This is a genomic window from Compostibacter hankyongensis, assembly GCF_039541075.1.
Lineage (GTDB): Bacteria > Bacteroidota > Bacteroidia > Chitinophagales > Chitinophagaceae > Compostibacter > Compostibacter hankyongensis.
Map to the genome: position 1 here is coordinate 853,940 of NZ_BAABFN010000001.1, position 26,758 is coordinate 880,697.

A 26,758-nucleotide genomic window follows, 5' to 3' on the forward strand; every position below is an offset into this window, starting at 1 on the left:
TTTGCTTATGAAGCAAGTAACATTCATCCTGCTACTGCTATTCCTGTTTGCGGCTACCCGGCTGACGGCCCAGCAGAAAACAGTGAGCGGGATTGTAACGGACGAACAAAACCAGCCGCTGGCAGGGGCCAACGTTGTCGGGGCCGGAGAAAGCAACGGGGCGGTCACCGATGCAAGGGGGCGTTTCACGCTTTCCCTGGGTCAGGCAACGGCCACCTTGAAAGTATCCTATATAGGATATGCCCCCCAGGAAGTTTCCCTTGCGGGAAAAAATTACATCAGGATCGTGCTACAGCCCGGAGCCGTTGGTCTCAACGAAGTCGTGGCCGTAGGTTACGGTACCCAGAAAAAGGTGAACCTCACGGGGTCCGTGTCCTCGGTTTCCGGGGTGGACCTGGTCAAACGACCTGTCATGCGCGCCTCGGCCGCGCTGGAAGGGATGATGCCCGACGTCGCTGTTACCCAGAGCTCCGGCCAGCCGGGTGCGGACGGCGGATCCATCCGGGTGAGGGGTGTCGGCACCCTGGGTAATTCAGACCCGCTGGTGCTGATAGACGGCATACAGGGTACGCTGGACGGGGTAGAGTCTAACGACATCGAGAGCATGTCCGTCCTGAAGGATGCCTCCTCCTCCGCCATCTACGGGTCCCGTGCCGCAAACGGGGTGATCCTGGTAACTACAAAACGGGGGGAGGAAGGGAAGCTGAAAGTGAATTACAACGCTTATGCGGGATGGCAGCGGTTCACGGATCTGCAGGATTTTACCGACGGATATACTTATATGACGGCGCTGAACCAGGCTTTTCGTAACGAAGGCAGGGATCCGTTGTATACGGACGAATACCTTGCGGCTTATCAGAAAAACAAGGCAACGGATCCGGACCATTATCCTGATGTGGACTGGCAAAAGGCAGTGTATACGGGATCGGGATTTCTGCAGCATCATTACCTGAGCGTATCCGGCGGCAGCAAAACCGTCCGGGTGATGGGCTCGGTCGCCTATCAGGATCAGAAAGGCGAGATCCCCAACTATGAATCGCAGCGCTATTCCTTCCGGCTGAATACCACTGCAGACATCACCGATAATTTTCAGGTACGCCTTGATCTCTCCGGCCGGCATTCCCCCACGCTCTCTCCGGCCGGGGGCCTGGGCACCTACGGCGTGCTCTCGGAAGTGATCCGGCAACCGCCGATATACCCCGCGCTCCTCTCGGACGGACGCTACGGGATAGGCCTGTCCGGCACCAATCCCCTGGCCCGGGTGCAGGACGGCGGGCAGGTGAATACGGTTTATGAAAGTTTTACCGGGACGATACAGGCCGATTACCAGCCGTTTAAAGGCGCGGAGGTCACGTTGAATTTCACCCCTACATACGGCGATACCTGGACCAAGGACTTTTTCAAATCCGTCTCCACCTATGAACCGGGATCTGAGTCCCCGGCCTTTACCTTCCCGGTCAAGAGCACGCTGAACGAAAACGATTCCAGGAGCCTGCAGACGACCACGCAGCTGCTGCTCAAGTATAATACGAATTTTGACCGGCACGACTTTCATTTCCTCGCGGGATATGAGCAGATCGGTTACCATACCGACGGCTTCGGCGCCTTTCGCGATAATTTCCCGCTGCCCGATTACCAGGAGCTGAATGCGGGCTCCATCGAGAACTGGCAGAATTCGGGGACGGCGGCCGAATGGGCCCTGCGCTCCTGGTTCGGACGGCTGAACTACGACTTCGGCAGCAAGTACCTGCTGGAAGCCAATCTGCGCGTAGACGGCTCCTCCCGTTTTGCATCGGGCAACCAGTACAGCGCCTTTCCTTCTTTCTCGGCAGGATGGCGTATTTCAGAAGAGCCTTTCCTGAAAGATGTGGGTTGGCTTTCCGAGCTGAAGCTGCGGGGATCCTGGGGTAAGCTGGGCAACCAGGAGATCGGCAACTATCCTTTTGCTTCGGTCATCAACCTGGGGGTCAACTATATTTTCGGCGGAGCCCCGGCCAACGGTGCAGCACAGCAAGCCATGTCCAACCGGGATATTTCCTGGGAAGAAACCACTACCTCAGATGTTGGCGTGGACATCGGATTGCTGGATAACAAGCTCAATATCGTCTACGATTATTATGTCCGCAATACCACGGGTATTCTGCTCCAGCTGCCCATACCCGCTATTGTGGGCCTGAGCGTACCTTACCAGAATGCCGGCGGTGTGAAGAACACCGGATGGGGACTGGCCGTGGATTACCGCAACCACGACGGCGCCTTTAAATACCGTATCGGCTTCAACCTCTCCGATGTGAAGAACGAAGTGGTGGATCTTCAGGGAACGGGACCCTATATCAGCGACTATACCGTTATCAAAGAAGGCTACCCCATCAATTCCATCTTCGGCTACAAAGCGATCGGCATCTTCCAGACCCAGGAGCAGGTAGACAAGGCGCCTGTCCAGTTTGGCAACTACGCGCCCGGGGATATCATATATGCCGATCTCAACGGGGATGGCGTCATTGATGCGGACGACCGGACAGTGATCGGCGATCAGCTCCCCCGGTTTACTTTCGGACTGAACTTTTCTGCACAGTACAAAGATTTTGACCTGAGCGTGGCTATACAAGGTGTGGGAAAGAAGGACGTCTTCCTTTACAAGGATGCGGTCTGGGCGTTTTTTAATGCCGGCAAGATACAGACCTGGCAGCTGGATTACTGGACGCCTGAAAATCCGGACGCCAAATATCCGAGGCTTATTGCGGAAACCACCCATAACAATTTTCAGAACTCCAGTTTCTGGAACTTTAATTCCGCCTATGCCCGGCTGAAGAATGTGCAGATCGGCTATCAGCTTCCGGCCAGCATCACCTCACGCACCTTTATCGAAAAGCTGCGTGTGTATGTCACCGGGCAGAACCTGTTTACGCTGGATCATATGCCGAAGGGATGGGATCCTGAAAGACCCAGCGGAAACGCCAGCGTATATCCTATTACCAGTACTTATGTCTTCGGGATTGACCTGACCTTCTAAACTTTAAACCTTTGTCTGATGAAACTGAGCCTGCTATATTTTTCACCGGCCGGATACCGGCATAGCGGCTCTCTTCAAGCAGACAAATTAAATACTAAGCGATGAAACAGCATCTGATATTGCTCATATTGCTGGTTGCCGCCACTTCCTGCCAAAAGGGCTTTCTGGACAAGCTGCCGCTGGACAGCCCTTCCGACGCGACGTTCTTCTCAAGCAAGGACGAGCTGAACCTGGCTATCAACGGTGCCTATACCGGGCTGTGGTGGGAGAGCGGAAGCGTGCCTTATACGTTGTACCTGGAAGCCACCACGGATATTGCCTGGTCGCGCGGGGATTATGCCAACGTTCAGACCGTACAGGCCGGCCAGTTTACCCCGGATGCCGCCATCTTTGGCAACACCTGGAGCTGGATGTACAGCAGCATTTCCAAATGCAACAATATCCTGCAGAACATGGATCGGGCCAAGGATGTGGTGCCGGCCGATTTTTATGCCGGCATACAGGCTCAGGCCACATTCCTTCGCAGCTATTTCTATTTCTGGCTGGTTGAGCTGTACGGCGACGTACCCTATGTGACCACCATGCTTTCCCTCGACAGCGCCGATCTCGCCCAGACACCGAAAAAGGAGATCGTGGCTCACCTCTATGAGGATCTTGACGCCGCTGCTGCCGTGCTGCCGCTGAGCTGGAGCGGCAGTGATGAGGGCAGAGCTACCAAGGGGGCTGCGCTGGCGCTGAAGGCGCGTCTGGCCCTCGATGAAGGCGATTATGAAGTAGCGGCCGCCGCCGCAAAAGCGGTCATGGACCTGGGTGTTTATTCCATCCATCCGGATTACAACGAGTTGTTCCATTACGAAGGAAAGGGAAGTAGTGAGATCATTCTCGTCCTCCCGTACCTCACCGGGGTGAAGACGAACATCATCCCCCAGATCGAAGGCCCCCGCAACGGATCGAGCTACAGCATCCTGGTGCCCACCCAGACCATGGTGGACCAGTATGCCTGTATAGATGGAAAGCCTATAGACGAGTCGCCGTATTATGACCCTGAGCACCCGTTTGAGCATCGGGACCCGCGGCTGGATCAATCCATTATCCGGCCCGGCGTATGGTTCAACAATTATCTTTTCCAGACGCATCCGGACAGCACCCAGACCCTTCAGGCTGTGGGAACCGATACTGTACGGGCGGGGAATCTGGAGGTGACGAATGCTTATGCCACCTTTACCGGATACCTGTGGCGCAAATGGCTGAATGAATCGGATTTTCCGACGAAAGTGACCTCCTCGGAACAGAACGTTATCCTGATCCGCTATGCGGAGGTGCTGCTGACCTATGCTGAGGCCAAGATCGAGCTGGGGCAGATCGACCAGAGCGTGGCCGATGCCATCAACGAAGTGCGGGGCAGGCCCGGAGTGGAGATGCCGCCCGTGGATGCAGGCATGACCCAGGCGGAGCTCAGGAAAACAGTACGGTATGAGCGCACGGTGGAGCTGGCCGACGAAGGGTTCCGGCTTATGGATATCCGCAGATGGAAATATGCCGAGCATGTGATGCCCGGTAAGGTGTATGGCAGAAGGACCAAGGCGCACTGGTATGATGCGGTAAAACCGCAGATTGATGAATATGGCCACCCGGTTTATCCCGATGCTGATCAGCTCTTTAAAACGATCAGCGTGAACACCTTTGATCCCAAGAAGCACTATCTGTGGCCGATACCGCAGAAAGAGATCGATGTGAATCGCAACCTGAAGCAGAACCCGGGATATTAAGATAAAAGGCGAAAGGAGAAAGGTAAAAGGCGAAAGGCATTGAATAGGATTTGATGATTTGATAATGAAATAATCATCTAAAAGTTTAACATCTAAGGCTACGTTCCTGGCAGATCAACTTTAGATCATGAAACTTCAAACCGGAAATCTCAAATCAGGAACCTCAAACCGGAAAGGCGCAGCATTGGCAACGGGATCGAATTATTTTTAAATGGCGTTGCCGAACTTCGTTTCATTGAGACCGCTAAAAATCTTTGTGGACGACGTAAACCGCAGCTTATAAAATAACGTACAGATGGAAAGAAAAGAATTCATTCGAGATCTGGGCAAGGGAATAGTCGCCTATTCCGTACTGCCGCTTGGCGCAAACTTGTCTAACCTCCCAAAGCCAAAGGAGAAAGCGAAAAAAGTCGTTGAAGCGGATGGGATTTACCGTCCGGAAGGCTACCATCTCATCTGGGAGGACAATTTTGACGGAAAGTCCCTGGATGAATCCGAATGGTTTTACCGGATGGATCTGAAGATGAACAGCGCGCAAAGAGCAGAGAACGTCTCTGTAAAGAACGGTAACCTGGTATTGGCCATGAAGAAAGAAGATTTTCTGGGCATGCCGTATACCGGAGCCGGTATTGTCTCCAAAAGGAGATGGCAGCACGGATACTTTGAGGTGAAGGCTAAGCTGACCCATGCCGAAGGCTGGCATCATTCTTTCTGGACCCAGCAGGGTACCGGATTCCTGACGTATGCCTTTGACCGCTTCATGGAAATTGATGTGTTTGAAATGGAATCTACCCGGTCGTCTAATCATAACCTGTGGATCCATCGCGACGGCTGGTCCTCCAAGAAAAAGAACTGGTCGTCTGTTCATGAACAGGATCTGGGCCTCGATGCCTCCGATGGCTATCATATCTATGGATATGAATATACCAGCGAAGGGTTGAAATTTTATGTGGACGGAAAGAACGTGCATACCATCAATGCTACAGAAGACGACTACAAGCACTATTCCATGAATCTGTGGCTGACGGTAATCGCTACCCAGGCGGAGGTGACGGCGGATCTTCCGGCATATGACTATTTTGATTATATCCGCTGCTATTCAAAAGACCCCGATGCCTCGCTGCCCCCCAAAGTGGAGCCGGTTCCGGAAACCGGTACCACGGTATATGTTGATAACTACGACCCCTGGGGTTTTAATATGGGCACCTACTGGGAAATCTCTACTGACGGCGATGCCTACCGCGGCAAGAATTACTACAAGTGGAAGCCCGGGAAAACCTATAATCCCTTTAGGGACTGGGCGCTGTTCAGACCGCTCATTGCTGAGGACGGCAACTATGATATTTATTTAAGATGGCCGGCCGGGGAAGATCGTTCTGAAAAAGTGCCGCTTGAGATATGGTACGACGGCGGTGCAAAGAAGGACACTACGAAATCGATCAACCAGCGCGAACATGACGGGGAATGGGTAAAGATCGGACGCTATTCTTTTAAAAAAGGCTGGAATAACATGATAAAGTTGATCGCTATGGGGCCGGGATACACGGTCGCGGATGCGGCCAAGTTTGTAAAAGCATAATATAATCCGATAAAAACGTTATGATGATAAGATCTCTACGACAGCCTGGACCAGGTATTGCATTGCTGTGCTTGCTCTTGTCCGTATTATGGCCGCATTCGCTTTTTGCAGCAAATACAGCCGCATCTGTGAAGATGCCGGCCGGTGCAGCTCTGGGTGAATACGGATATGCCGGAATCACCGGCCTGCCGGATAAAAAAGTGAATGGTATCGTTACGGACAGCAGCGGGGCTCCGCTGCCGGGTGTGACGGTATATGTGAAAGACAACAAATCCGTCGGCACCACTACCGACCTGAATGGCCGGTATATTATTGAAGTGCCGGAGCAGGCTACCCTGGTCTTCAGCATGGTGGGGTTCGATATCCAGGAAATTCCGGCTGCCGGCCGTAGTGAAATCAATATAAAGTTGCTCCCGGCTTCCAACCAGCTGGGCGAAACGGTGGTCGTCGCCTTCGGTACGCAGAAGAAGCAGGAAGTAGTAGGTTCGGTTACCACCATCAATCCCGGAGAGCTAAAGGTGCCGTCGAGCAACCTCACCACTGCGCTGGCAGGAAGACTCGCCGGCATGATCGCCTACCAGCGGAGCGGTGAGCCGGGGCTGGATAACGCCAACTTCTTTATCCGGGGTGTGACCACCTTTGGTTATAAAAAAGACCCGCTGATCCTGGTGGATGGTATCGAGCTCACTGCGACCGATCTGGCCCGCATGCAGGTAGATGATATCGCCAGCTTTTCGATCCTGAAAGATGCCACGGCTACCGCGCTGTACGGCGCCCGCGGCGCCAACGGCATCATCCTGATCACGACCAAGGAGGGGGCAGAGGGCAAGGCCAAAATTTCCATACGCCTGGAAAACTCTATGTCTGCGCCCACCCGAAATGTGGAGCTCGCCGATCCTATCACTTACATGAAGCTGAATAATGAGGCGGTGCTCACCCGTAATCCGCTGGGGTCACGGCCTTATTCTCCTTCAAAGATTGATAATACCATCGCGGGTACGGATCCCTATGCTTTTCCGGCTACTGACTGGAGAGATGTATTGTTCAAGGACTACACGATGAACCAGCGGGCCAATATGAACGTCAGCGGAGGCGGAAAGGTAGCCCGGTATTATCTCGCAGCTACCTTTAACCAGGACAACGGGATCCTCAAGGTAGACCATCGGAACAACTTTAATAATAACATCAACTTAAAAACCTACGAGCTGCGCTCGAATGTGAATATCAATATCACGAAGACCACCGAGGTAGGCGTAAAGCTGTACGGAACTTTTGACGATTATACCGGCCCGGTAAACGGGGGAACGCAGTATTACCGCGAAGCGGTCCGCAGCGATCCGGTGAGCTTCCCGCCTTATTTTCCGGTAGATGAAGCTCACAGCTATGTGCATCATATCCTTTTTGGCAATACTTCGGATATTCTGCTCAACCCTTACGCCGAAATGGTCAGCGGATATAAGGAGTATAACCAGTCTCTCATGCTGGCCCAGTTCAATCTGAAGCAGGACCTGTCTTTTATTACGGAGGGGCTGAACCTGCAGGGCCTGTTCAATACCACCCGGTATGCCTATTTTGATGTCAACCGCTCCTACAAACCCTACTGGTATCAGGTAGGATTTTATGACAAGGTCAACAAGGCCTATACCCTGAGCTCTATCAATGAAGATGAGGGTACGGAATACCTGGGCTATGACGAAGGACCCAAGAAGGTCAATACCACTACTTATATTCAGCTGACGGCCAATTATAACCGGACTTTTCATGACAAGCACAATCTCAGTGGTCTGCTGGTATTCCTGATGCAAAACAAGCTTTCCGGAAACGCTGGTACGTTGCAAACTTCGCTGGCGCACCGCAATATCGGGGTGTCAGGCCGGTATACCTATGCCTATGACAACCGGTATTTTGCCGAGTTTGATTTTGGCTATAACGGTTCGGAACGTTTCTACAAGACGCACCGTTTCGGATTTTTCCCCTCTGCCGGAATCGGCTGGCAGGTCTCCGGGGAAAAGTTCTGGAAGCCGCTTAGTCATACCATTACCAATCTGAAGCTGCGTGCTACCTATGGCCTCATCGGCAACGATGCCATCGGCAGCGATGACGACCGCTTCTTTTACCTTTCTGAGGTGAATCTGGATGATCCTGCAAAAGCCGCCATCTTCGGACTCGATAATACCTATGCCAGGAATGGGGTAACGGTTAACCGGTACAGTAATCCTTACATTACCTGGGAAAAGGCCTATAAGACCAATGTGGGCATGGACCTGGGTCTGTTCAATACCGTCAACATTATAGCGGATATCTGGAAAGAGCATCGTACCCATATATTGATGACCCGATCTTATATTCCGACACTGGTTGGCTTGAGCGGTGGTTCCGTTCCTCAAGCGAACGTTGGTGAAGCAGAAGGAAAGGGTATAGACCTTTCAATAGATTATTCACAATTTTTCGGTCAGGATATCTGGGTGCAGGCCCGGGCCAACTTTACGTATGCCGCCAGTAAGTTTTTGGTATATGAAGAGCCCACCTATGAAAATGCGCCCTGGAAATCGCATGTGGGTCATTCGCTCTCCCAACAGTGGGGGTATATTGCCGAACGGTTGTTTGTAGACGACAACGAGGTGTCGGGCTCTCCCACCCAGAACTTCGGGGTGCAGGTTATGGGAGGCGATATCAAGTATCGCGACATCAACGGGGACGGACAGATCACTACGCTGGACCAGGTACCCATTGGTTATCCCACCGATCCCGAGATCGTGTATGGATTCGGCGTGTCGGCAGGGTATAAAAACTTTGATCTCTCCTTTTTCTTCCAGGGCCTGGCAAGAGAGTCTTTCTGGATTGATCCTAAGGCGACAGCGCCTTTCGTCAATTACCTCTATGATAATGAGAAACAGAATAATCCGTCATTGACCGGTCAGCCGAAGAACCAGCTTTTAAAAGCTTATGCCGACGATCACTGGTCGGAAGACAATCAGAACCTGTATGCGCTCTGGCCGAGACTCAGTACTTCTGAGAATCCGAACAATAGCCAAAAAAGTACCTGGTTCATGAACAATGGGGCTTTTCTCCGGCTGAAGAATGTAGAGTTGGGTTATACCCTTCCGCAGCGGCTTACCAAAAGAATGTTCCTGGAAAAGGTCAGATTTTATCTCAGCGGAACCAATCTCCTGAGCTTTAGTCAGTTCAAGATATGGGATGTGGAAATGGCCGGGAACGGCCTGGATTATCCGGTGCAGCGCGTATTTAACGCAGGGGTTCAGATTTCATTCTAAAAAGGATATTATCATGAAAAAAATAAAGAGAATAATAATCGCCTTCGTGGCGGCGTGTATGACGATAATGTCTTCCTGTAATTATCTGGATATCGTCCCGGATAACATTGCCACCATTGATTATGCTTTCCGGCTGCGCAGCCAGGCCGAGAAATACCTGTTTACTTGTTATTCCTACCTTCCGGAATTTGCGAGCTGGTCATCCAACCCGGCTTTGCTCAGCGGAGATGAGATATGGTTTTTCTATCCTTATGATGTAGCCTATTATGGGAAGCCTCCTTCTAACTGGGAGGTGGCCCGGGGAAACCAAGGCATTATAAATCCTTACCTCAATTACTGGGATGGCGGTAGCGGTGGCAAATCGATGTTTCAGGCTATCCGGGACTGCAATACCTTCCTGGAGAATATAGAGATCGTTCCCGATATGGATGATACAGAGAAGAGACGCTGGACGGCAGAAGTAAAATTTCTGAAAGCGTATTATCATTGGTATCTGCTACGTATGTATGGTCCGATACCAGTCATGAAAGAAAACATACCGATTTCTGCGGGGGTCGAAGAGGTAAAACGCTATCGTGAGCCGATAGATTCCTGCTTTGACTACATTGTTAAGCTCATCGATACCGCGGCCGCCGGCCTGCCGGATGTTATCCAGGATCCGGTATCCGAGATGGGGCGGGTCACTCGGCCTATAGCGCTGTCCATAAAAGCCCGTATACTGATGACGGCTGCCAGCCCCCTTTTTAACGGGAATCCGGACTATGCGGATTTTACCGATAATCGCGGAATACATCTATTTAACACTGCTGCTGATCCCCAAAAATGGCAGCTCGCAGCTGATGCCTGTAAAGAGGCAATAGATGCCTGTGCAGCCGTCGGGCATCAGCTGTATCATTTTAACCCGCTGGTCAATACCTATAACCTGGGTCCTGAGATGAAAATACAGATGGATATCCGGAATGCCATCTGTGAAAAATGGAACTCCGAAGTCATCTGGGGCGCTACCAACAGCCTGTCCAGCGCAATTCAGAAGTATGCCCAGCCTATTATTGATCCTTCGATAAGTACCGAAAATGGCGCTGTACGACCTTTGGGGGAATACGCACCGACGCTGAAGGTTGCCGAACAATTCTATACAAAAAACGGCCTTCCTATTCAGGAGGACAAAACTTGGGATTATGAGAACCGATACAACCTGGATACCGCTACCGCGGCTGACCGGTTTTATATACAGCCCAATTATGTGACTGCGGCCCTCAACTTCAATCGTGAACCGCGCTTTTATGCTGATCTGGGATTTGACGGCGGCATCTGGTACGGACAAGGCAAGTTCGACGATGAAAATACCTTTCATGTGGAAGGCCGCCTCGGGGGATATTCGGGTAACCGGCGGGGAAGCGAATATTCCATTACGGGCTATTATGCCAAGAAGCTGGTCAATTTTCTGAATGTGCTCCAGACTACAGGTGCCTATCAGATACAGTCCTACCCCTGGCCCATTATCCGGCTTGCGGACCTGTATCTCTATTATGCCGAAGCGCTCAACGAAGTGAACGGACCTACCGCCGAAACGTTGAAGTGGATCGATCTGGTGCGGGAAAGGGCGGGTATACCCACGGTAGAGGATGCCTGGACCAACTATGCCAAAAATCCTGGTGCATACCAGTCCAAGGATGGATTCAGAAAAATCATCCACCAGGAACGGCTGATTGAAATGGCGTTTGAAGGAAATCGTTACTGGGATCTGCGGAGGTGGAAGGAAGCCGAACGGGTGATGAGCCAGCCCGTCAAGGGGTGGAACGTATCTCAGCAGGACCCGCTTTATTATTACCAGGTCACTTCTCTGTTTAACCAGACCTTCAAAAAGCGAGATTACTTCTGGCCGATCGAGGAAAAGAGCACTATTGTAAATACCAACCTTGTTCAGAATCCCGGATGGTAATCTTCGGGAGTACAAAAAACATACGCATGAATATACTTAAACATAAAAATATCGTTTGCCGGTGTCGGGTGGCCGTTGTAATGGTTGGCTTGGCCCTGGTCTTGTTGCCGGCCTGTAAGCAGGATAGCCCCAGAGGATTTCTGGAGCACGACAATACGGTACCGGGCGCGGTCAGTAACGTCAGTATAGTGCCGCTCAGCGGAGCCGCAAAGATCAGCTACGATCTGCCGGAAGACCTGGATCTACTGTATGTGGAGGCTAATTATGAGATCCGCCCGGGAGTAAAGGAGCAGGTAAAGGCTTCCTTTTTTGATCACTCCCTGACGGTCCAGGGATTCGGGGATACCATTGAATATCCCGTAGCGCTTTATGCCGTAGACCGGAGCGGAAACAAGTCACAACCGGTGACGGTTAATGTAAAGCCGCTTCTTTCCGCAGTACAACAGACTTCTGACTCCTTGTCGTTTTCGGAGGACTTTGGCGGTATATACGCGACTTTCCAGAATAAATCCATGTCCAATATTGTCATTACCCTGTCCATAAAAGACAGCCTGGGTGATTGGATGGATTATGATAAATATTATACAAGCCTGTCCGGTGGCAGCTTCTCTATGCGTGGATTGCCGCCCGTTCCGACCACGTTCGGCATGTTTGTCCAGGACCGGTGGGACAATTATTCAGATACGCTTATCAAACAGCTTACCCCCCTTTTTGAAAAGGAGCTTGAAAAATCCAAGTTCAAGAATCTTATGTTGCCGGGAGATGCTGAAAATATATGGGACTGGGCCAAGCTCTGGGACAACAAGATGGGACCGACAGACCGGAGCGGCTGGCGCTCGGATGCAAAAGACGGTCTTCCTGTGTCCTTTACCATGGACCTTGGCGTTACTGCCCGTCTGAGCCGTTTCCGGATATGGCAAGTGCATGACGGCAGGGAATACACCTCAAGTAATTTTAAACAGTTTGAAATATGGGGAAGCGCTACTCCGCCCAGCGGAGACGGGAGTTGGGACGGATGGACCCTGCTTAAGGAATGCGAGGTGAAGAAGCCTTCCGGTCCCGGTCCGGATCTCACAGACGATGATATCGCCACAGCAGCGGCCGGAGATGAATTTGTGCTGCCCCTGGATGTTCCGGCAGCAAGGTACATACGGTTTAAGGTCATTTCCACCTTTGCATCGCCTCCCAATTCCGAGAATGCGGGGGCCTGGGTGACCGAGGTTTCTTTCTGGGGACAGGACCAACCTTAATCTGCGATTTTTAAAGCACAATAACCATTAGCTTACAAAAAAGATGATAATGACAACTTCAATATATCGCAGATTATTTCCGCTCCTCGCTGCGCTAATCTGCGGGCTATCCGCTTGCAGCAAAATGGACGCTACCTATGAAGGATTTCTCAAGGGCGGTGAGCATATTTACCGGGAATTGCCAGACTCTATACAGGTATTCCCGGGGCATAACCGTATAAAGATATCCTGGCAGCTATTGGCGAATCCGGCTATTGTAAAAGGGAAGATATTCTGGAACAATGGTAAGGATTCCGTCGAGGTACCGGTAAGTCAGGCTTCCGGAAAGATGAAACTTAGCGCGGTTATCAACAGTCTGGATGAAGGCTCTTATACCTTTGAGATCTATACTTATGATAAAGCCGGAAATGCCTCCATACCTGTAGACACTACGGGAAATGTTTATGGCGACGCCTATATCAGCTCGCTTGCCAACCGCTTGATACAGAACGCCTCTATTGTGGGGGATAAGGTGAAGATACTCTGGTATAAAGCACCGGAGGGAAGGGTGCTGGGCACGGAACTGTCTTTCACAGACCAGGACGGGGATACCCACCTCATGGAAGTGCCGACAGATAGCGATACTACCACGTTCAATATTCATCCGCAAGGAGATTCGTTGAAGTACCGGACCCTTTATATTCCAGATTCCCTTGCAATAGATACATTTTATACTGCTTATCAATCATTGAAGCTGGAGCCGCCAATTCCATTGGAGCTGAACAAGAGCGGGTTCAGCGAATTCCCGCTTCCTACCGACGCTGCTTTGTACAGCGCCACAACTGTAATGCCCAATCTTTGGGATAATGATCCGGCTACTTTTTATGAAACCAAAAAAGGTTCGGGTAGCCCCCACTGGTTCACCTTTGATATGGGGGTAACCGCTTCGCTGGACCACTATACTTTATGGCAGCGGGGAAATCCGACAAGCTTGTTTTATGCCAATTCGAGCCCGAGAAAATGGGAGATATGGGGCAGTAACGATCCTAACCCCGATGGGAGCTGGGATGATTCCTGGACGCTGCTGGGTAGCTTTGAATCTGTGAAGCCATCCGGCCAGCCTTTGAATACAAATACCGATGAGGATATTGCGCAGGCCCAGGCGGGAGATGCATTTGCTTTTCCTGCTCCTACGAAGCCTGTGCGATATCTACGTATCAAGATATTGCAAACATGGGATCCCGGCGGTTCCGATCATGCATTCATTTCAGACATTACGCTTTACGGAACAGCAGAATAGACCGAAAAGAGGAATGATGGACCATAAAAACAGAAATATAAAAAGTGTTATACTGCTAACCTGCACGCTAAGTCTGGTGTTGACGATCTCCGGTATGGCAGTATCGGCGGTTGCAGAACAAGCGAATAATACAATAGTCTTGTCGAAGGATGTTCAACATAATAGGACGGATAGCGTTAAGCCCATAGACTGGTCCCGTTTTAAGAAGGATACCACGCAGGACGGCGCGTCGCTGCGGTTGAAGCATATTCTTCTGAATGCCATCCGGTACAACTTCACCGTATGGTATGCGGAGAAGTTTGCCTCGCAGACCGGCGAGTACCTCGATCTGGGAGGGATCAGGCCTCCGGTATGCGCCGCATTGGCTTTGGCCACGGCGGTCCGGTTCGGGATATATGACGCTTCGGTAGCGGGTCTAACCGAAAAGGAAGCGGTAAAAAGGGCCGTCAGGATCATCGCATCAGCAGCATATTCCCATAAAGCAAACACTCCCAAAGGGTGGGGGAACGACTGGCAGACAGCCATGTGGGCCAATCTGGCCGGCACTGCCGCCTGGCTGCTGTGGGATGAGCTTTCTGCCACCGATCGGGAATTAGTCCGGAAAATGGTGGAATATGAAGCCGATCGTTTTCTGACCTATGAAGTGCCCTATTGCGTGGACGACTCCGGTAATATAAAATATCGTGGAGATACCAAAGCGGAAGAGAATGCCTGGAATTCAGGCGTCCTGCAGCTGGCCACCGCCATGATGCCGGATCATGTAAACCGGAATGTCTGGATGGACAAGAACATCGAGCTCATGATCTCGGCCTATGCCAGGCCCGATGATCTTGCCAGTACGAAAATGCTGCACGGCCGGCAGGTGAAAGACTGGCTTAAAGGATCCAATGCGTATGATGAAGGTACGGTGGTCAATCATTCCATCATCCATCCGGATTATATGACTTCCATAGGGCAGGTAGTGAACGCCCCCTTTCCGTACACCCTTGCCGGGATGACTACCCCTGCAGCGGCGCTTTTCAATGCGGACTATGTGTATAAGTCACTGGTTGACCTGAACTTCAAAAGCCCTCCTTACCGCGCCCCGGGAGGGACCATATATCAGGATGGTTCCCCGGATATCTATTATCCCCAGGGGAATGACTGGGGTACCCACAGGAGGATGAATTTTGCCATGATAGATGTATATGCGGATGTGCTGGGATTTGACAATCTCGTTACGCAAAAAGGGGCTTACTGGGAACGCTATCATGACCAGATGGTCCTGGATATGCAAAGCCGGCATGCTGACGGCAGAACGTATTCAGCGCGTTCGGAAGATACCAATGCCGGAAGGGAGCAATGGGTAGCCCTGCTGGCAGCAAGGGCCTATGAGGCGATGTGGCTGAAACATCAGCATAAAATGACATTCTCCAATGAACCTTATACCTGTTTGTGGCCCGCTGGATGGAAGGGGGAATCCATAGGCGGCGCGGCTGGCTCCTGCCGTTATTCGGGTAATCGTTTTAAAATCGAAGGAGCCGGAAGTATCAAAGGCGCCGCTGATAAGGTGAAATATATTTACCGTCAGATACGCGGAGATGCGACGATCAGCGTGAGGATTGACTCGATGGAAGGGGCGGATGAAAAAGCCATTGCCGGTATTATGTTCAGAGCGGACCTCGATGACGATGCACAGGAAATATGCATCGGCTATACCGCTGCGGGCCGGATCAGCATAAGCTATCGTAGTAAAAAAGGAGAAGATACGCACAGGGAGGAGATACCGATAGCGGCCGGCCATCATTTGCCGGTCCGGCTTAAGCTCGAGAGGCGCGGAGGTGAGATAAAGGGATATTATGCTCCGGACGGTGTGCAATGGAAGCTTGTCGCCACCCGGGTTATTACAGCAGATCCGGTTGATGAGGGAAACAGCATGGGGCTGATGACCGTACCTGATCAGGCAAATACTTCCCAGGACAGGAGAACGATCAGATATACGGATCCTTATGAACCATCCCGGATATCCGGAGCAGTGTTCAGCTTTGTGCATATCAATGATTAGAAAGGTTATCCGGAAATATCGCCGGCCCTTGCCCTTGGAAAAAAATAAATGCTATTCTAAATCACATAATGTCTTGCTTATGAAATGCCGCATGATGAATTTTATTGGGATCTTTGTTTTATCTCTGACCAGCCTTTTATGTATTGCCCCGCATGCATACGGCAGGCATCCCGCTGAGGACTCTCTCGTCCTGATCCGGAAGGAAAATTATACCATCCGGGTGGTCAAAAAGGGATTCCGGTATGCCCTGCTCAAACCCGATGGTACTGTGCTGCTGCAGGCCCACGACCAGTCGGGTCTGACCCTGCTTCATTCGCAGGTCTTGGATACCCGTCTGCTCAGCCAGGACGACCGCCAGGCCTCTTTTATGGTGACCAATGATATCGGTGTACAGGCGCGCGTGCAGTTTACCTTGTTTGATCATTATTTCAAACTGTCGGTGCATTATACCGGAGACGTTCCTGTCACCGGCAGCATCGTAGCCAGGACGCAGGGTCTTTCCCCGGCTTACGGGCTGGCCGACCATGCCGGTTTCCGTACGCCCTACAGCACGGAAATAACCGGATATAAGAGCCGTTATTTCGGGGCGGGATCGGATCATGGGGAAAGGCTGGTCAGCAATTTTGTGATCTTTCCCCGGCAGGGGGTTGCCTGCATCAACCTGGAGCCGCACAAAAAGATCATCAGCGTGAGCCCGAAGGAACTGGCCCAGGGAGATGTCTATGCCAGCGAGATGCCCGCGCTCTATTATTTTACCGGAAGCGTGAAGCAGATCTATGCGGATTATCTCAAAGTGAGAAACGAAGAAGGTTATAAGGTATATCTTCCCAAGTACGCCTGGTTTGGAGTGGGCTGGGAGGCCTTTGGCGCACTTGGTTGGAACACGAACCATGAAACGGTAACATCCGACGTGGACCGTTATCTCAAGGCGGGCTTTCCCCTGACCTGGATGGTAGTAGGCTCCGGCTTCTGGCCCAATGATCAGCCGTCCTATTTTGCTACCACGAGCTTCGGCTTCTGGGACAAGCAGCGCTATCCCGACCCGAAGTCATTTATCGCACATTTTCATCAGGAAGGATTGAAGTTTATCCTGGGCCTGAGGATCGCATTTATCCCGAACGGTCCCTTTACCGCGGAAGGGCTTGCAAAAGGATATTTTATAAAGAAGGAGGGCCAATCCCGTCTCTTTAGGGTGGGGTTCCCCAAAACGGAATGTTATTTCCTGGATGCGACAAATCCTGAAGCGGTGAAGTGGTATGTCCGCCTCTGCGACAAATGGAAGCAGTATGGTGTGGACGGATATAAGGAAGATCTCTACGGATACGAAATAGACGGCTTCCGGGACGATAAGCTGGACCCCGTGAACGAGCTGCTCATGGATGAAGGGGTTTATGTGATGGGTCGGAACGGCTATGTCGGTTCCCCAGCTGATATACACCGGTTCAATGATTTTAACTACAACCAGAATCAGGATCGCGGACCTGTCAACGGACTTGCTTTTGCCTACAGCGGCTTCCCCTATGTGTATCCGGATATCATCGGGGGGACCGGCCTGACCAATAAGCAGTTTGGGGGTATGCAGCAGGAGAAGCTGGGCAAATACCTCATGCGCGAGGCGCAGTATGCCGCCCTCAATCCTTCGCTGTCTTTCGGATATGGCCCCTGGAATCTGGACGATAAACAGGTGATGGAGGTATGTCTTGCGGCTGCCCAGCTGCACGACAGGCTGCTTCCCTATATCTACAGCGCGGCCATCGCTACCTATCATACCGGTTTTCCCTATACGATGACGCCGCTGCCGCTGGCTTACCCGGATGACAGCGCCACCTATTACCGGGAAAACGACCGCGTAAGAGGCTACGAATGGCTGATCGGCACCGCATTGCTAGCTACGCCGGTGTATGGAAACGACTATGCCACGGCTACCGGCCGCGACGTTTACCTGCCCGCAGGAAAATGGATGGACTACGACAGCGGTAAGCTTTTTGAAGGACCCAAGATGCTGAAGGATTATCCGTTGCCGGTGGGTAAGACGCCTCTTTTTGTCGGCGGCACGGGCATTGTGGTGGAAAAGGAAAACGGACGTCTGGTAGCACGGATCTATCCGGTAACAGACAGCAGCAGCCTGGATTTCTACGGCTCGGACAGCAAGCAGGCCAACCATATAGCAGTAGATCATCCGGACTGGAAGCGCGTACGGGTCATCGACAAGCAAACCGGGAAAAGAGTAAAAGTAGCGCTGAAGCGGTATGCCTGGGAATTTGTACTTGAGAACGGCCATGACTATACGGTGAAATAAACGGAATAACAAACATCATCTAAAAACGCATGCATATGGTTTCACGCAGAAAGTTTTTCGGAAATTTCGGACTGACCTTTGTCGGCGGCCTTTTGGGATGGCCGGTCCGGGCGGCAACAGCAGCGGCCGCAGCCGGTAGTACAACATCCGGTGGCATTCTGCCGGACGATAACACCCTGGAAGCGCACTACGATTTGGTAGTGGTCGGCGGGGGGATCTCCGGGGTCAGCGCCGCCATCAGCGCGGCGCGTAACGGGCTGAAGGTGGCCCTGGTCCATAACCGGGCCATGTTCGGCGGCAACTCCTCCTCCGAGGTGAAGCTGTTCCCGGAGAACAACAGTGGAACGCAGCCCTGGATCAAAGAAGGCGGTCTCAATGATGAGTTCCATACCGAAGAACGGGTCCGTAACCATGCGCCCTATATGGAGGGGACCATGAATGCGCATTGGGACCTGGTATTGTACGAGTGGGTGATCCGGGAAAAGAACATTACCCATTACCTGAATACCCATATGCACAAGGTATTCATGAAAGATAAGTCGCGTATTGCATCAGTATTTGCCATACAGCTGGGTACCGAAAAATCATTCACCCTTTCTGCGCCGCTTTTTGTGGATGCCACGGGCGACGGGGTGCTGGGCGGACTGGCCAAGGCGGATCACCGATGGGGAAGGGAAGCCAGAGCGGAGTATAACGAATCGCTGGCGCCCGCAAAAGCGGATGAAACGGTAATGGGGAACACCCTGTTTTTTCAGGCCAAGGACATGGGGACACCCGTACCGTTCAAGGCTCCGGATTGGGCGGTAAAATATACGGACGATGCCAGCTTTTCCGGAAGAGGGCATAGTTATTTCGAGGGCGGATACTGGTGGATCGAAGTGGGGATGCCCTACCATCCCATCAAAGACAATAACGAAACCCGGCATGAAGCGCTTCGCCAGCTGCTGGGGGTATGGGATCATATCAAGAACGGTCCGTGCAAAATGGTGGATCGTAAAAAAGCAGCAAATTACGGCCTCGAGTTCGTGGGTTTCTGGCCTTATAAACGGGCTTCCCGCAGGATCATCGGGGATTATGTGCTGACCCAGCGTGATGTGCAGGATCCCAAGTCCCTCCCGGATGCGGTAGCTTACGGCGCCTGGCATATCGACGTGCATGTGCCGGGCGGTATCCTGGCCGCCGATAAGGAATCTTATCCCCCGCCGGGGAAAGAAGCCAACTGGCAGGACCTGTGCACCATGGCCTACAGCATACCGATACGTTCGCTTTATTCCCGGAATGTGGAGAACCTGATGATGGCCGGCCGGCCCATCAGCTGCTCTTACCTGGCTTTCGCCTCTTCCCGCGTGCTCTCCACAGGTTCTATCTGCGGACAGGCAGTGGGCGTGGTGGCTGCACTGGCAAAGAGATACCATACCCTCCCGCGGGAAATAGCCCGCTCCCATGCATCCGAAACACAGCAGCTTATCCTGCGGCAGGACGGACATATACCGGGCGTGGAAAATACGGATGCGGCGGACCTGGCCAGAAAGGCAAAGGTGACGGCGGAGAGCCATGCCGCATTGAGCTTTCCCGAGCCCAACGGCGAGCGGGACCTTTCGCTGCCGCATGCCCAGCTGTTTCCCGTTTCTGCCGGACAGATAGAAAAGGTAGCGCTACTGCTGAGATCCACCCGCAATACACCCACCCGCATCCGGGTGGGACTCAGGCCGGCTCCCGACGTGGGGGATTTCCGCGCCGAAGAAGATTTGGGCACGGCGGAAGTCGTTGTGCCGGCGCATCACGACGGATGGGTGCAGGCGGATTTTGGCGTGCATGTGGAACCCGGGAAGCTCTATTACATCCATACAGACAAGCAGCCCGGTATCTTCTGGAAAGCATTCCGGGAAAAAGAAGGAGATCCCAACCGGCTGCCTCCGGCTACTACCGCGGCCTTCCTGCCGGAAAAAACAGGATTCGGAGATAAATCTTCCGCTTTCCGCGAGCTTTTCCCCGATGTGGAGCTGAAAGATATCCCCGGTGCCGGCAAAGCCGGCCACTGGAGGCCCCTCACCATGGGTTATGGCCTTTGTATGCGTCTCACGCCGGACAGCCATCCCTACGGCCCGGAAAACGTCGCCCGCGGTGCTAACCGGCCGGATAAATGGTCCAATATATGGGTCTCCGACCCCTCCCGGCGGCTGCCGGCCTCACTGCAGCTTAGCTGGCCCTCGCCGGTGGCATGCAACACGGTGCAGCTGACCTTTGACACGGATCAGAACAGAAGGGTGACCCTGCCGCTTTTCCGGTATCCGGATTGTGTAAAAGATTACAGCGTGGAGTACCACGACGGCAGCGGGTGGAAACAGCTCCTGAAAGAAGAAGGCAATTATATGCGCCGGCGGGTACATCGCTTCGATGAGATCAGGACCGACCGGCTGCGCATCAATATCCTGGCTACCAACGGCGGGCCAAGCGCCCGGGTGTATGAGGTCAGGGTATATAACGACAAGGAAGTATGACAGCCGGTAGGACGATAACGGGCTTCCTGCCGGTAAGCATCTTTGTTTTGCTGGTCCTGCTGACAGCCGGCACCCGTCTGTCGGCACAGGGCGGCCATGCCATGCCCGTGGGTGGTCCTTTTGTCAACCAGGCCGGATACAATCTGCATGAAGCCAAACGTTTTACGGCGCCGGGCGTGGCAGATGGAACGCCTTTCCTTATCTACTATGCGAAAGATACCCTTGACCCACAGCGAAAAGCGCTTTATACGGGCAGGGTGAAGGACTATGCCGGCGAGTTTTCAGCCTTTGATCCGCAGGCAGCAGACCGGCAATATGTGATCGAAGTGGAAGGATGTGGTCGTTCGGTGCCTTTCTGGATCGCGGATCACCTGATGGAAAAGCTGTCTTCCCGTCTTGCCTATCAGTTCTTTATTGATGTCAGGGGATCGATGGACGATCGCCTGAGCCCGGCCAACGCCACCGGTGGCGGTCCTTCCCGGGACGGGGGCGGGCAGACCCTGGAAGCCGTGTTCGAAGGGTTGCTTTATGCTTCCAACCCGGCGCTGTATGACCGCTGGACCCATGAATTGTATCATCCGTTTGGTAACCGGGATATCCTTGTCGCCGATTTTCCGACGGATACCCTGAATAACTACCTTACCTATACGGTTACCAACGACAGTACGGTGACGGACCCCGCCCGGGTGCCTGATCTGATCAAGCTAATGCTCTGGCATGCCGCCTTCTGCTATCATAACCTGTCCTATCATGGAACTGCCGGCGGCGGCTTTTCCTCCTGGCTCAGCTATAATCAGGTAAGGATGTTCGGGTACAAGGGAGATACGCTGCAAAGCTTCGATTATCAGAACATGCTGGACCAGCTTGCGGCTGTCTGTGCATTCTACCACGCTTTTCTGAAGCCTTACCTCGATAAGGAAACGTATGAAAAATACCGGCAGGCCTGTCTCGATCACTGGGAGGCTTACGACCGTCAGCAGGAAGTAAGATACTGGGTAAAAAGCTTCAAATGGATCGATAAAGGATACCGTGAATTTAACGAGCAGGGAAACGCCTACGGGCAAGGTCTGCTGCGCAATATGCTGATGTATTGCTGCGAGCTGCACGAACCGGACGGCCATCCCGAAAAATTCCTGCGTTATGCCGTGCAATGTGCAGAAGATATTGTGCAGCACTGGGATTTCAATAATCCCTGGCACATGTGGGCCATGCGGAATGCCGAACATATCACGCCCCAGGCGCTCGCGCTGTTCTACCTCATGTTCCCGGACAAGGCGCCCGCCGGCACACTGGCCAAGCTGAAAGCCTACCGGGACTATGCATTGAAAAGAACGGCCAATCTGTGGCAGTACCGCACCCACGACGACGACGAATGGGCAAACCCGCGAAGCAAGGAGATCGGTACCGTATGCGGACTTGGCGGATGTTTTTTTGCTGTCGGGCATATCCTGCAGGATAAACAGCTGAGGGAGGTGGGCTGGTCGCAGGTCAATTTTGTATTCGGTTGCAATCCCGCGGGGGCATGCCTCAGCAATAAAAGCCGGCAGAGAACGGCGCTCGGGGGATACTGGGAGGGGGTTGAATACGGCTGGCCCCATGCCTTCGAATTCGGAACGGGGGAGCTGGGTCCCTGCAGGGGAACCATGGACGGCTCGCCTACGGACCAGGCCTTTCCCTATCATCCGGATTCCGCGGCCCTGGCCGATTCACCCGGCATTTACGGCACCGAGGGCTGGGCGATCAGTAACCGCGCCTGGATGAGCACCGTCACTTTTTCGCTACTGGGTACACAGAAAGTATCCTTTAAGAATGAGCAGGGCGCGGTCATCACCCGGACAGCCGCAGGCGACAGCATCACGGTGGAGCTGAAAGCAGCGCTGAACATGGACTGGCACACGGCTGAAAAGGGATGGGTCATCCTGAAAGCCGGAGATAAAACAGAGAAGCTGCTGCTGACCGAAACGGGACCCGACACCGGAGTTTTCCGTGCGCGCTACCGGGTTCCCGCAGGGACCGACCGGCTGACCGGCTCTTACGGTTACCTGGCGTTTGAAACCAAGACAAGTATATCTGTAAAATGATCAATCTATTAAATCCAATATTATGCAATCCTTAAAAATCACTCCGGAACAAGTGAAGGCTTTTCAGGAAGACGGATACCTGTTCATCAGATCGCTCTTTACCGGAGAAGAGATCCGGCTTATCTATGAAACCTCTACGGAGGATGAAGCCATCCGGCAGCATAGCTATGATCTGCTGGACCGGCAGGGCAACAAAACAAAACTGGCCATGTGGTATACGCCGGGAGACGATGTGTTTGGCATGCTGTCCCGCTGCAGTCGTATGGCCGATACCGTAGAAGCGCTGCTCGGCGGACCGGTAGCTCATTTTCATTCCAAGGTCATGCAGAAGGAGCCTCGCGTAGGCGGAGCCTGGGAATGGCATCAGGATTATGGTTACTGGTACAAAAACGGATTTTTGTTTCCCGATATGCTCAGCGTATACGTGGCGCTTACGCCCGCAACGAAAGAAAACGGTTGTCTGCAGGTGATCAAGGGTTCCCATAAGATGGGACGTATCGGTCACGGCAACTCCGGTGAGCAGGTGGGCGCCGACATGGAAAGGGTGGAGCAATGCCTGGCGATCCGGGAAAAGATCTATTGTGAGATGCAGCCGGGGGATGCCCTTTTCTTTCATTCCAACCTGCTGCATACCTCGGCGGCCAACCATTCGGAACATCCGAGATGGTCTATTATATCGGCCTACAATCTGCTCGCCAATGTACCCTACAAGGAAAATCAGCCCTCCTGTACGCAACCCCTGCAAAAAGTACCGGATGAGATGATTCTCAAAACCGGGAAGAAAGGACTGGATACCGAGGTAAACCAGATGTCGCAGAAAAAGAATACTTCTAAATTACAGAGCAACTGACCTATCCTATTATCCGATCCGTTTACGGAAAAAAACAGAAAAGAAAATGAGGAAAAAAAACGCAGTTCTTTTAAGCGCCGCGATGGCGTTAGGCATGCTTATCTTACAGACCGGCCTGTGCCCGGCACAAAGCACGGGACGTCTGGAAAATGACGCTTACCGGATCACAGTCTTGCCGGATAATGCCATTTCGCTGATGGTGAAAGGAACCACCTCCACCCATCGCTTCGCACCCGTCTTTATGGTCATGCACCGGGATGATGATCCGCATCTGGTCATCGGCTCGGCAAAAGGCTTGGCCTTCAAAGTACCGGCCTGGAAGCTCCTGACGGGGAAAGGAAACACCATGGATTTTTTTAGTATTTCCGATACCGTTAGTGTAAGCGCGACAAGGTCTTCTGTTTCCGGTAACCGCCTCAGGTGGAACTTTCCGCAACGTCCCGGCTTCAGTCTGGAAGCAGAGCTGTATCTCCCGCCAGGAAAGGAAGATCCCGTTATCCAATACCGGATGAAGGCGAACCAATCCGGATGGTATTCGGTGGGCTATACCGGGGCGCCGCAAACGGATACCGGACAGGTGAATGCGATCTGGCAGCCGCTTATCTGGCAGGAACGCCGGTTCCCATATATGCCCTTCCTTTCTATGGAATTTATGTGCAGCATACCGGGAACGCTGGTAAACAGTAACGGATATACGACAGGTGTAGTGGCCGATCCCTCGGAAATACCCTTCCGTTTCTCAAACATCAAAAACTCCCGTTTCGGAGTATTGGTGAGAAATCCGGCAGGTGAAGCGCAGCCCATGCTTTTTGCGCCGGTGCCGGGCGGTGACGCCTCTCATCTGCAGCCGGGAGATACGGCCGGTTTCCGGTTCAGGATCATCGTCAGGAAGGATGACCTCTTTGATGCCTACAAATATGTAGCCCAGCATGTAATGGGCTTCCGCGACTACCGGCAAAATGCCACCTGCTCCCTCAACGAGACGCTGGAGAACATGATCGATTATGCCATGAATGATGAATACAGCGGCTGGAACAAGGAACTTAAAGCCCCCGATTATGCAACGGACGTTCCGGGTACGGTAAAGGCTGTGTCGGCGCTGCACCCCCTGTCTATTGCGATGATCACGGACAACAAGCAAGTCTATACCCGGCGTGCCCTGCCCTCTATCGAGTATCTGATATCGAGAGAGAAATATCTTTATTCGGAAGATACCGCCATAAAGAGACAGAGCCCTTCGCATTATCTGAAAGGTCCGGCTGCGGAAGTATCTGAGCTGGCGGCACTGTATGAGATGTCCGGCGACCGGAGCCCGGTATTTAAACATTATGCTGAAGATCTGTACGGGAAGCCCCGCGTGCTGAACCTGAAGATGGTCAGCAAGGGAGAGAGCTGGCAGAATGCCCTGGCGCTTTACCGGATGAACGGTAAGCAGGAATACCTGGATAAAGCCAAAGCCGGTGCGGATGAATATATACAGCAACGCATTACCACCCCGCAAACGGATTTCAGCGATGTGCATATCGAGACGGGCGGTCAGTTCTGGACCGACTTTGCCCCCAAGTGGATCGATCTGCTGGAATTGTATGAGGCCACAAAAGAAAAGCGTTATCTCGATGCCGCCACGAAGGGAGCGCAGCTGTTTGTACAATACATCTGGATGGAGCCCACCCCGCCCGCCGGGGATGTGCTGATCAATAAGGAGGGAAACGTAGGAATGTATGCTCATCAGAACCGGCTGAATCCGGACCCTCAGCCGATGAAGGCTCCGGAACAGCGGGTGCCGGCCTGGCGTGTGGCGCAGACCGGGCTTGTATCCGAGGCTGCCACCACCTATACAGCCAACCGGGCCGTATTCCTGGCCCATCATGCCGCCTATCTGCTGCGGCTGGCTTATTATACCGGGGACACCTACTTCCGGGATATCGCCCGCGCCGCCATCGTCGGCCGCTATGCCAATTTCCCGGGATACAGCATCATGGGAGAGTACACCACCTTGTATGGCCGGCCGGACTATCCCCTGCATTCTCTGCGGGAGATCACCTACAACAATATTTACTACAACCATATCTGGCCGCAGATCACATTGCTCATGGATTATCTTCTTTCCGACGTCCTCACATCCTCCAAAGGAAAGATCGATTTTCCGGATCATTATGCCCAGGGATATGCCTATCTGCAAAGCAAGGTATACGGCGATCGTCCCGGTACATTCTACGGCGACCGGAACGTCCGTTTGTGGATGCCGGCAAAGCTGATCAGGATGGACAATATACAGGCCAACTATGTCGCCGGTTACGGCAATGGCAATCTCTATATTGCGCTCATGAACCAGTCCGCCGAACCGCAGCAGGTAACGCTCCGGCTCAATCCGGACCTGGTGCCGCTGGATCCGGCCCGTAGCTATAAGGTGCGGATATGGCAGGAAAATAAGTCCGCTGCGCCTGCCGTGCTGCGACAGGGGGCGGTCACGGTTTCTCTCAAGCCGCATGGCATCACTGCTCTTGCCATAGATGGCCTCCGGGTAACACCGGAGTTTACGGGGACGGAACAGGCAAATACTGCTCTTCCGGAACAAAGCTATGCCATCAGCGAAACGCCCCTCGGAAAAGTAACGGGTATGATCCTTACCATGGGTGCCAGCATGACGAATGCCTACATCTGGCTGCAGGCTACCGAGAAAGAGCTGAAGGAAGTGAGCCTGCATTATCTGAAGGAGGGGAAATGGGAAACGGTAACGGATACAGCCTATCCTTACGAATTCAGCATTCCGCTGACCGGTGATGACGCTGATTTCTCTTACCGGCTGGAAGGGATAGATGTAAAAGGTGCACCGCTAAAAACAGAGACCGTACGCCTTCGGTTGAAATAATGCG

Annotated in this window: 13 protein-coding genes; all 13 read left to right on the forward strand. The window is 52.7% G+C overall.

The genetic code is table 11. The features are described 5' to 3' along the window. The first annotated feature begins 7 nt into the window (after positions 1-7). Positions 8-3,013, forward strand: coding sequence for a SusC/RagA family TonB-linked outer membrane protein (locus tag ABD851_RS03585; protein ID WP_344975460.1), 3,006 nt, complete (start codon positions 8-10; stop codon positions 3,011-3,013). A 101-nt stretch (positions 3,014-3,114) separates the two neighbouring features. Then, complete coding sequence (locus ABD851_RS03590) at positions 3,115-4,782, forward strand: RagB/SusD family nutrient uptake outer membrane protein (protein WP_344975463.1); 1,668 nt, start codon at positions 3,115-3,117, stop codon at positions 4,780-4,782. Between the two features lie 295 nt (positions 4,783-5,077). Continuing rightward, positions 5,078-6,361 carry a golvesin C-terminal-like domain-containing protein gene (locus tag ABD851_RS03595; RefSeq protein WP_344975466.1) on the forward strand — a complete coding sequence of 428 codons (1,284 nt, stop codon included), beginning with the start codon at positions 5,078-5,080 and terminating at the stop codon, positions 6,359-6,361. A 134-nt stretch (positions 6,362-6,495) separates the two neighbouring features. Continuing rightward, entirely contained in the window at positions 6,496-9,636 is a 3,141-nt protein-coding gene (locus ABD851_RS03600; protein ID WP_344976399.1) for a SusC/RagA family TonB-linked outer membrane protein, read from the forward strand. A 13-nt stretch (positions 9,637-9,649) separates the two neighbouring features. Further along, complete coding sequence (locus tag ABD851_RS03605; protein ID WP_344975469.1) at positions 9,650-11,578, forward strand: RagB/SusD family nutrient uptake outer membrane protein; 1,929 nt, start codon at positions 9,650-9,652, stop codon at positions 11,576-11,578. Between the two features lie 26 nt (positions 11,579-11,604). Further along, positions 11,605-12,828, forward strand: a complete 1,224-nt coding sequence (locus ABD851_RS03610; protein WP_344975473.1) for a DUF5000 domain-containing lipoprotein — start codon at positions 11,605-11,607, stop codon at positions 12,826-12,828. 124 nt (positions 12,829-12,952) lie between these two features. After that, a complete protein-coding gene (locus tag ABD851_RS03615; protein WP_344975476.1) occupies positions 12,953-14,107 on the forward strand; it encodes a DUF4998 domain-containing protein in 1,155 nt (384 codons plus the stop codon). A gap of 139 nt (positions 14,108-14,246) precedes the next feature. Then, on the forward strand, positions 14,247-16,151 hold the full coding sequence (locus ABD851_RS03620) for a hypothetical protein (RefSeq protein ID WP_344975479.1): 1,905 nt from the start codon (positions 14,247-14,249) through the stop codon (positions 16,149-16,151). Positions 16,152-16,242: 91 nt separating this feature from the next. Then, positions 16,243-18,450, forward strand: a complete 2,208-nt coding sequence (locus tag ABD851_RS03625) for a TIM-barrel domain-containing protein (RefSeq protein ID WP_344975485.1) — start codon at positions 16,243-16,245, stop codon at positions 18,448-18,450. Positions 18,451-18,485: 35 nt separating this feature from the next. Continuing rightward, complete coding sequence (locus ABD851_RS03630) at positions 18,486-20,951, forward strand: FAD-dependent oxidoreductase (protein ID WP_344975488.1); 2,466 nt, start codon at positions 18,486-18,488, stop codon at positions 20,949-20,951. Further along, a complete protein-coding gene (locus ABD851_RS03635; RefSeq protein ID WP_344975490.1) occupies positions 20,948-23,032 on the forward strand; it encodes a hypothetical protein in 2,085 nt (694 codons plus the stop codon). The genes ABD851_RS03630 and ABD851_RS03635 overlap by 4 nt, the downstream gene beginning before the upstream one ends. A gap of 22 nt (positions 23,033-23,054) precedes the next feature. Then, on the forward strand, positions 23,055-23,882 hold the full coding sequence (locus ABD851_RS03640; RefSeq protein WP_344975493.1) for a phytanoyl-CoA dioxygenase family protein: 828 nt from the start codon (positions 23,055-23,057) through the stop codon (positions 23,880-23,882). Between the two features lie 46 nt (positions 23,883-23,928). Further along, positions 23,929-26,754, forward strand: coding sequence for a hypothetical protein (locus ABD851_RS03645; RefSeq protein ID WP_344975496.1), 2,826 nt, complete (start codon positions 23,929-23,931; stop codon positions 26,752-26,754). Positions 26,755-26,758 lie beyond the last annotated feature (4 nt).

What these genes read in the sequence shown, in the direction of transcription:
- ABD851_RS03585 (WP_344975460.1), top strand. Translation starts at nt 8, where the DNA reads ATGAAGCAAGTAACATTCATCCTGCTACTGCTATTCCTGTTTGCGGCT.
- ABD851_RS03590 (WP_344975463.1), top strand. Translation starts at nt 3,115, where the DNA reads ATGAAACAGCATCTGATATTGCTCATATTGCTGGTTGCCGCCACTTCC.
- ABD851_RS03595 (WP_344975466.1), top strand. Translation starts at nt 5,078, where the DNA reads ATGGAAAGAAAAGAATTCATTCGAGATCTGGGCAAGGGAATAGTCGCC.
- ABD851_RS03600 (WP_344976399.1), top strand. Translation starts at nt 6,496, where the DNA reads ATGCCGGCCGGTGCAGCTCTGGGTGAATACGGATATGCCGGAATCACC.
- ABD851_RS03605 (WP_344975469.1), top strand. Translation starts at nt 9,650, where the DNA reads ATGAAAAAAATAAAGAGAATAATAATCGCCTTCGTGGCGGCGTGTATG.
- ABD851_RS03610 (WP_344975473.1), top strand. Translation starts at nt 11,605, where the DNA reads ATGAATATACTTAAACATAAAAATATCGTTTGCCGGTGTCGGGTGGCC.
- ABD851_RS03615 (WP_344975476.1), top strand. Translation starts at nt 12,953, where the DNA reads ATGGACGCTACCTATGAAGGATTTCTCAAGGGCGGTGAGCATATTTAC.
- ABD851_RS03625 (WP_344975485.1), top strand. Translation starts at nt 16,243, where the DNA reads ATGATGAATTTTATTGGGATCTTTGTTTTATCTCTGACCAGCCTTTTA.
- ABD851_RS03630 (WP_344975488.1), top strand. Translation starts at nt 18,486, where the DNA reads ATGGTTTCACGCAGAAAGTTTTTCGGAAATTTCGGACTGACCTTTGTC.
- ABD851_RS03635 (WP_344975490.1), top strand. Translation starts at nt 20,948, where the DNA reads ATGACAGCCGGTAGGACGATAACGGGCTTCCTGCCGGTAAGCATCTTT.
- ABD851_RS03640 (WP_344975493.1), top strand. Translation starts at nt 23,055, where the DNA reads ATGCAATCCTTAAAAATCACTCCGGAACAAGTGAAGGCTTTTCAGGAA.
- ABD851_RS03645 (WP_344975496.1), top strand. Translation starts at nt 23,929, where the DNA reads ATGAGGAAAAAAAACGCAGTTCTTTTAAGCGCCGCGATGGCGTTAGGC.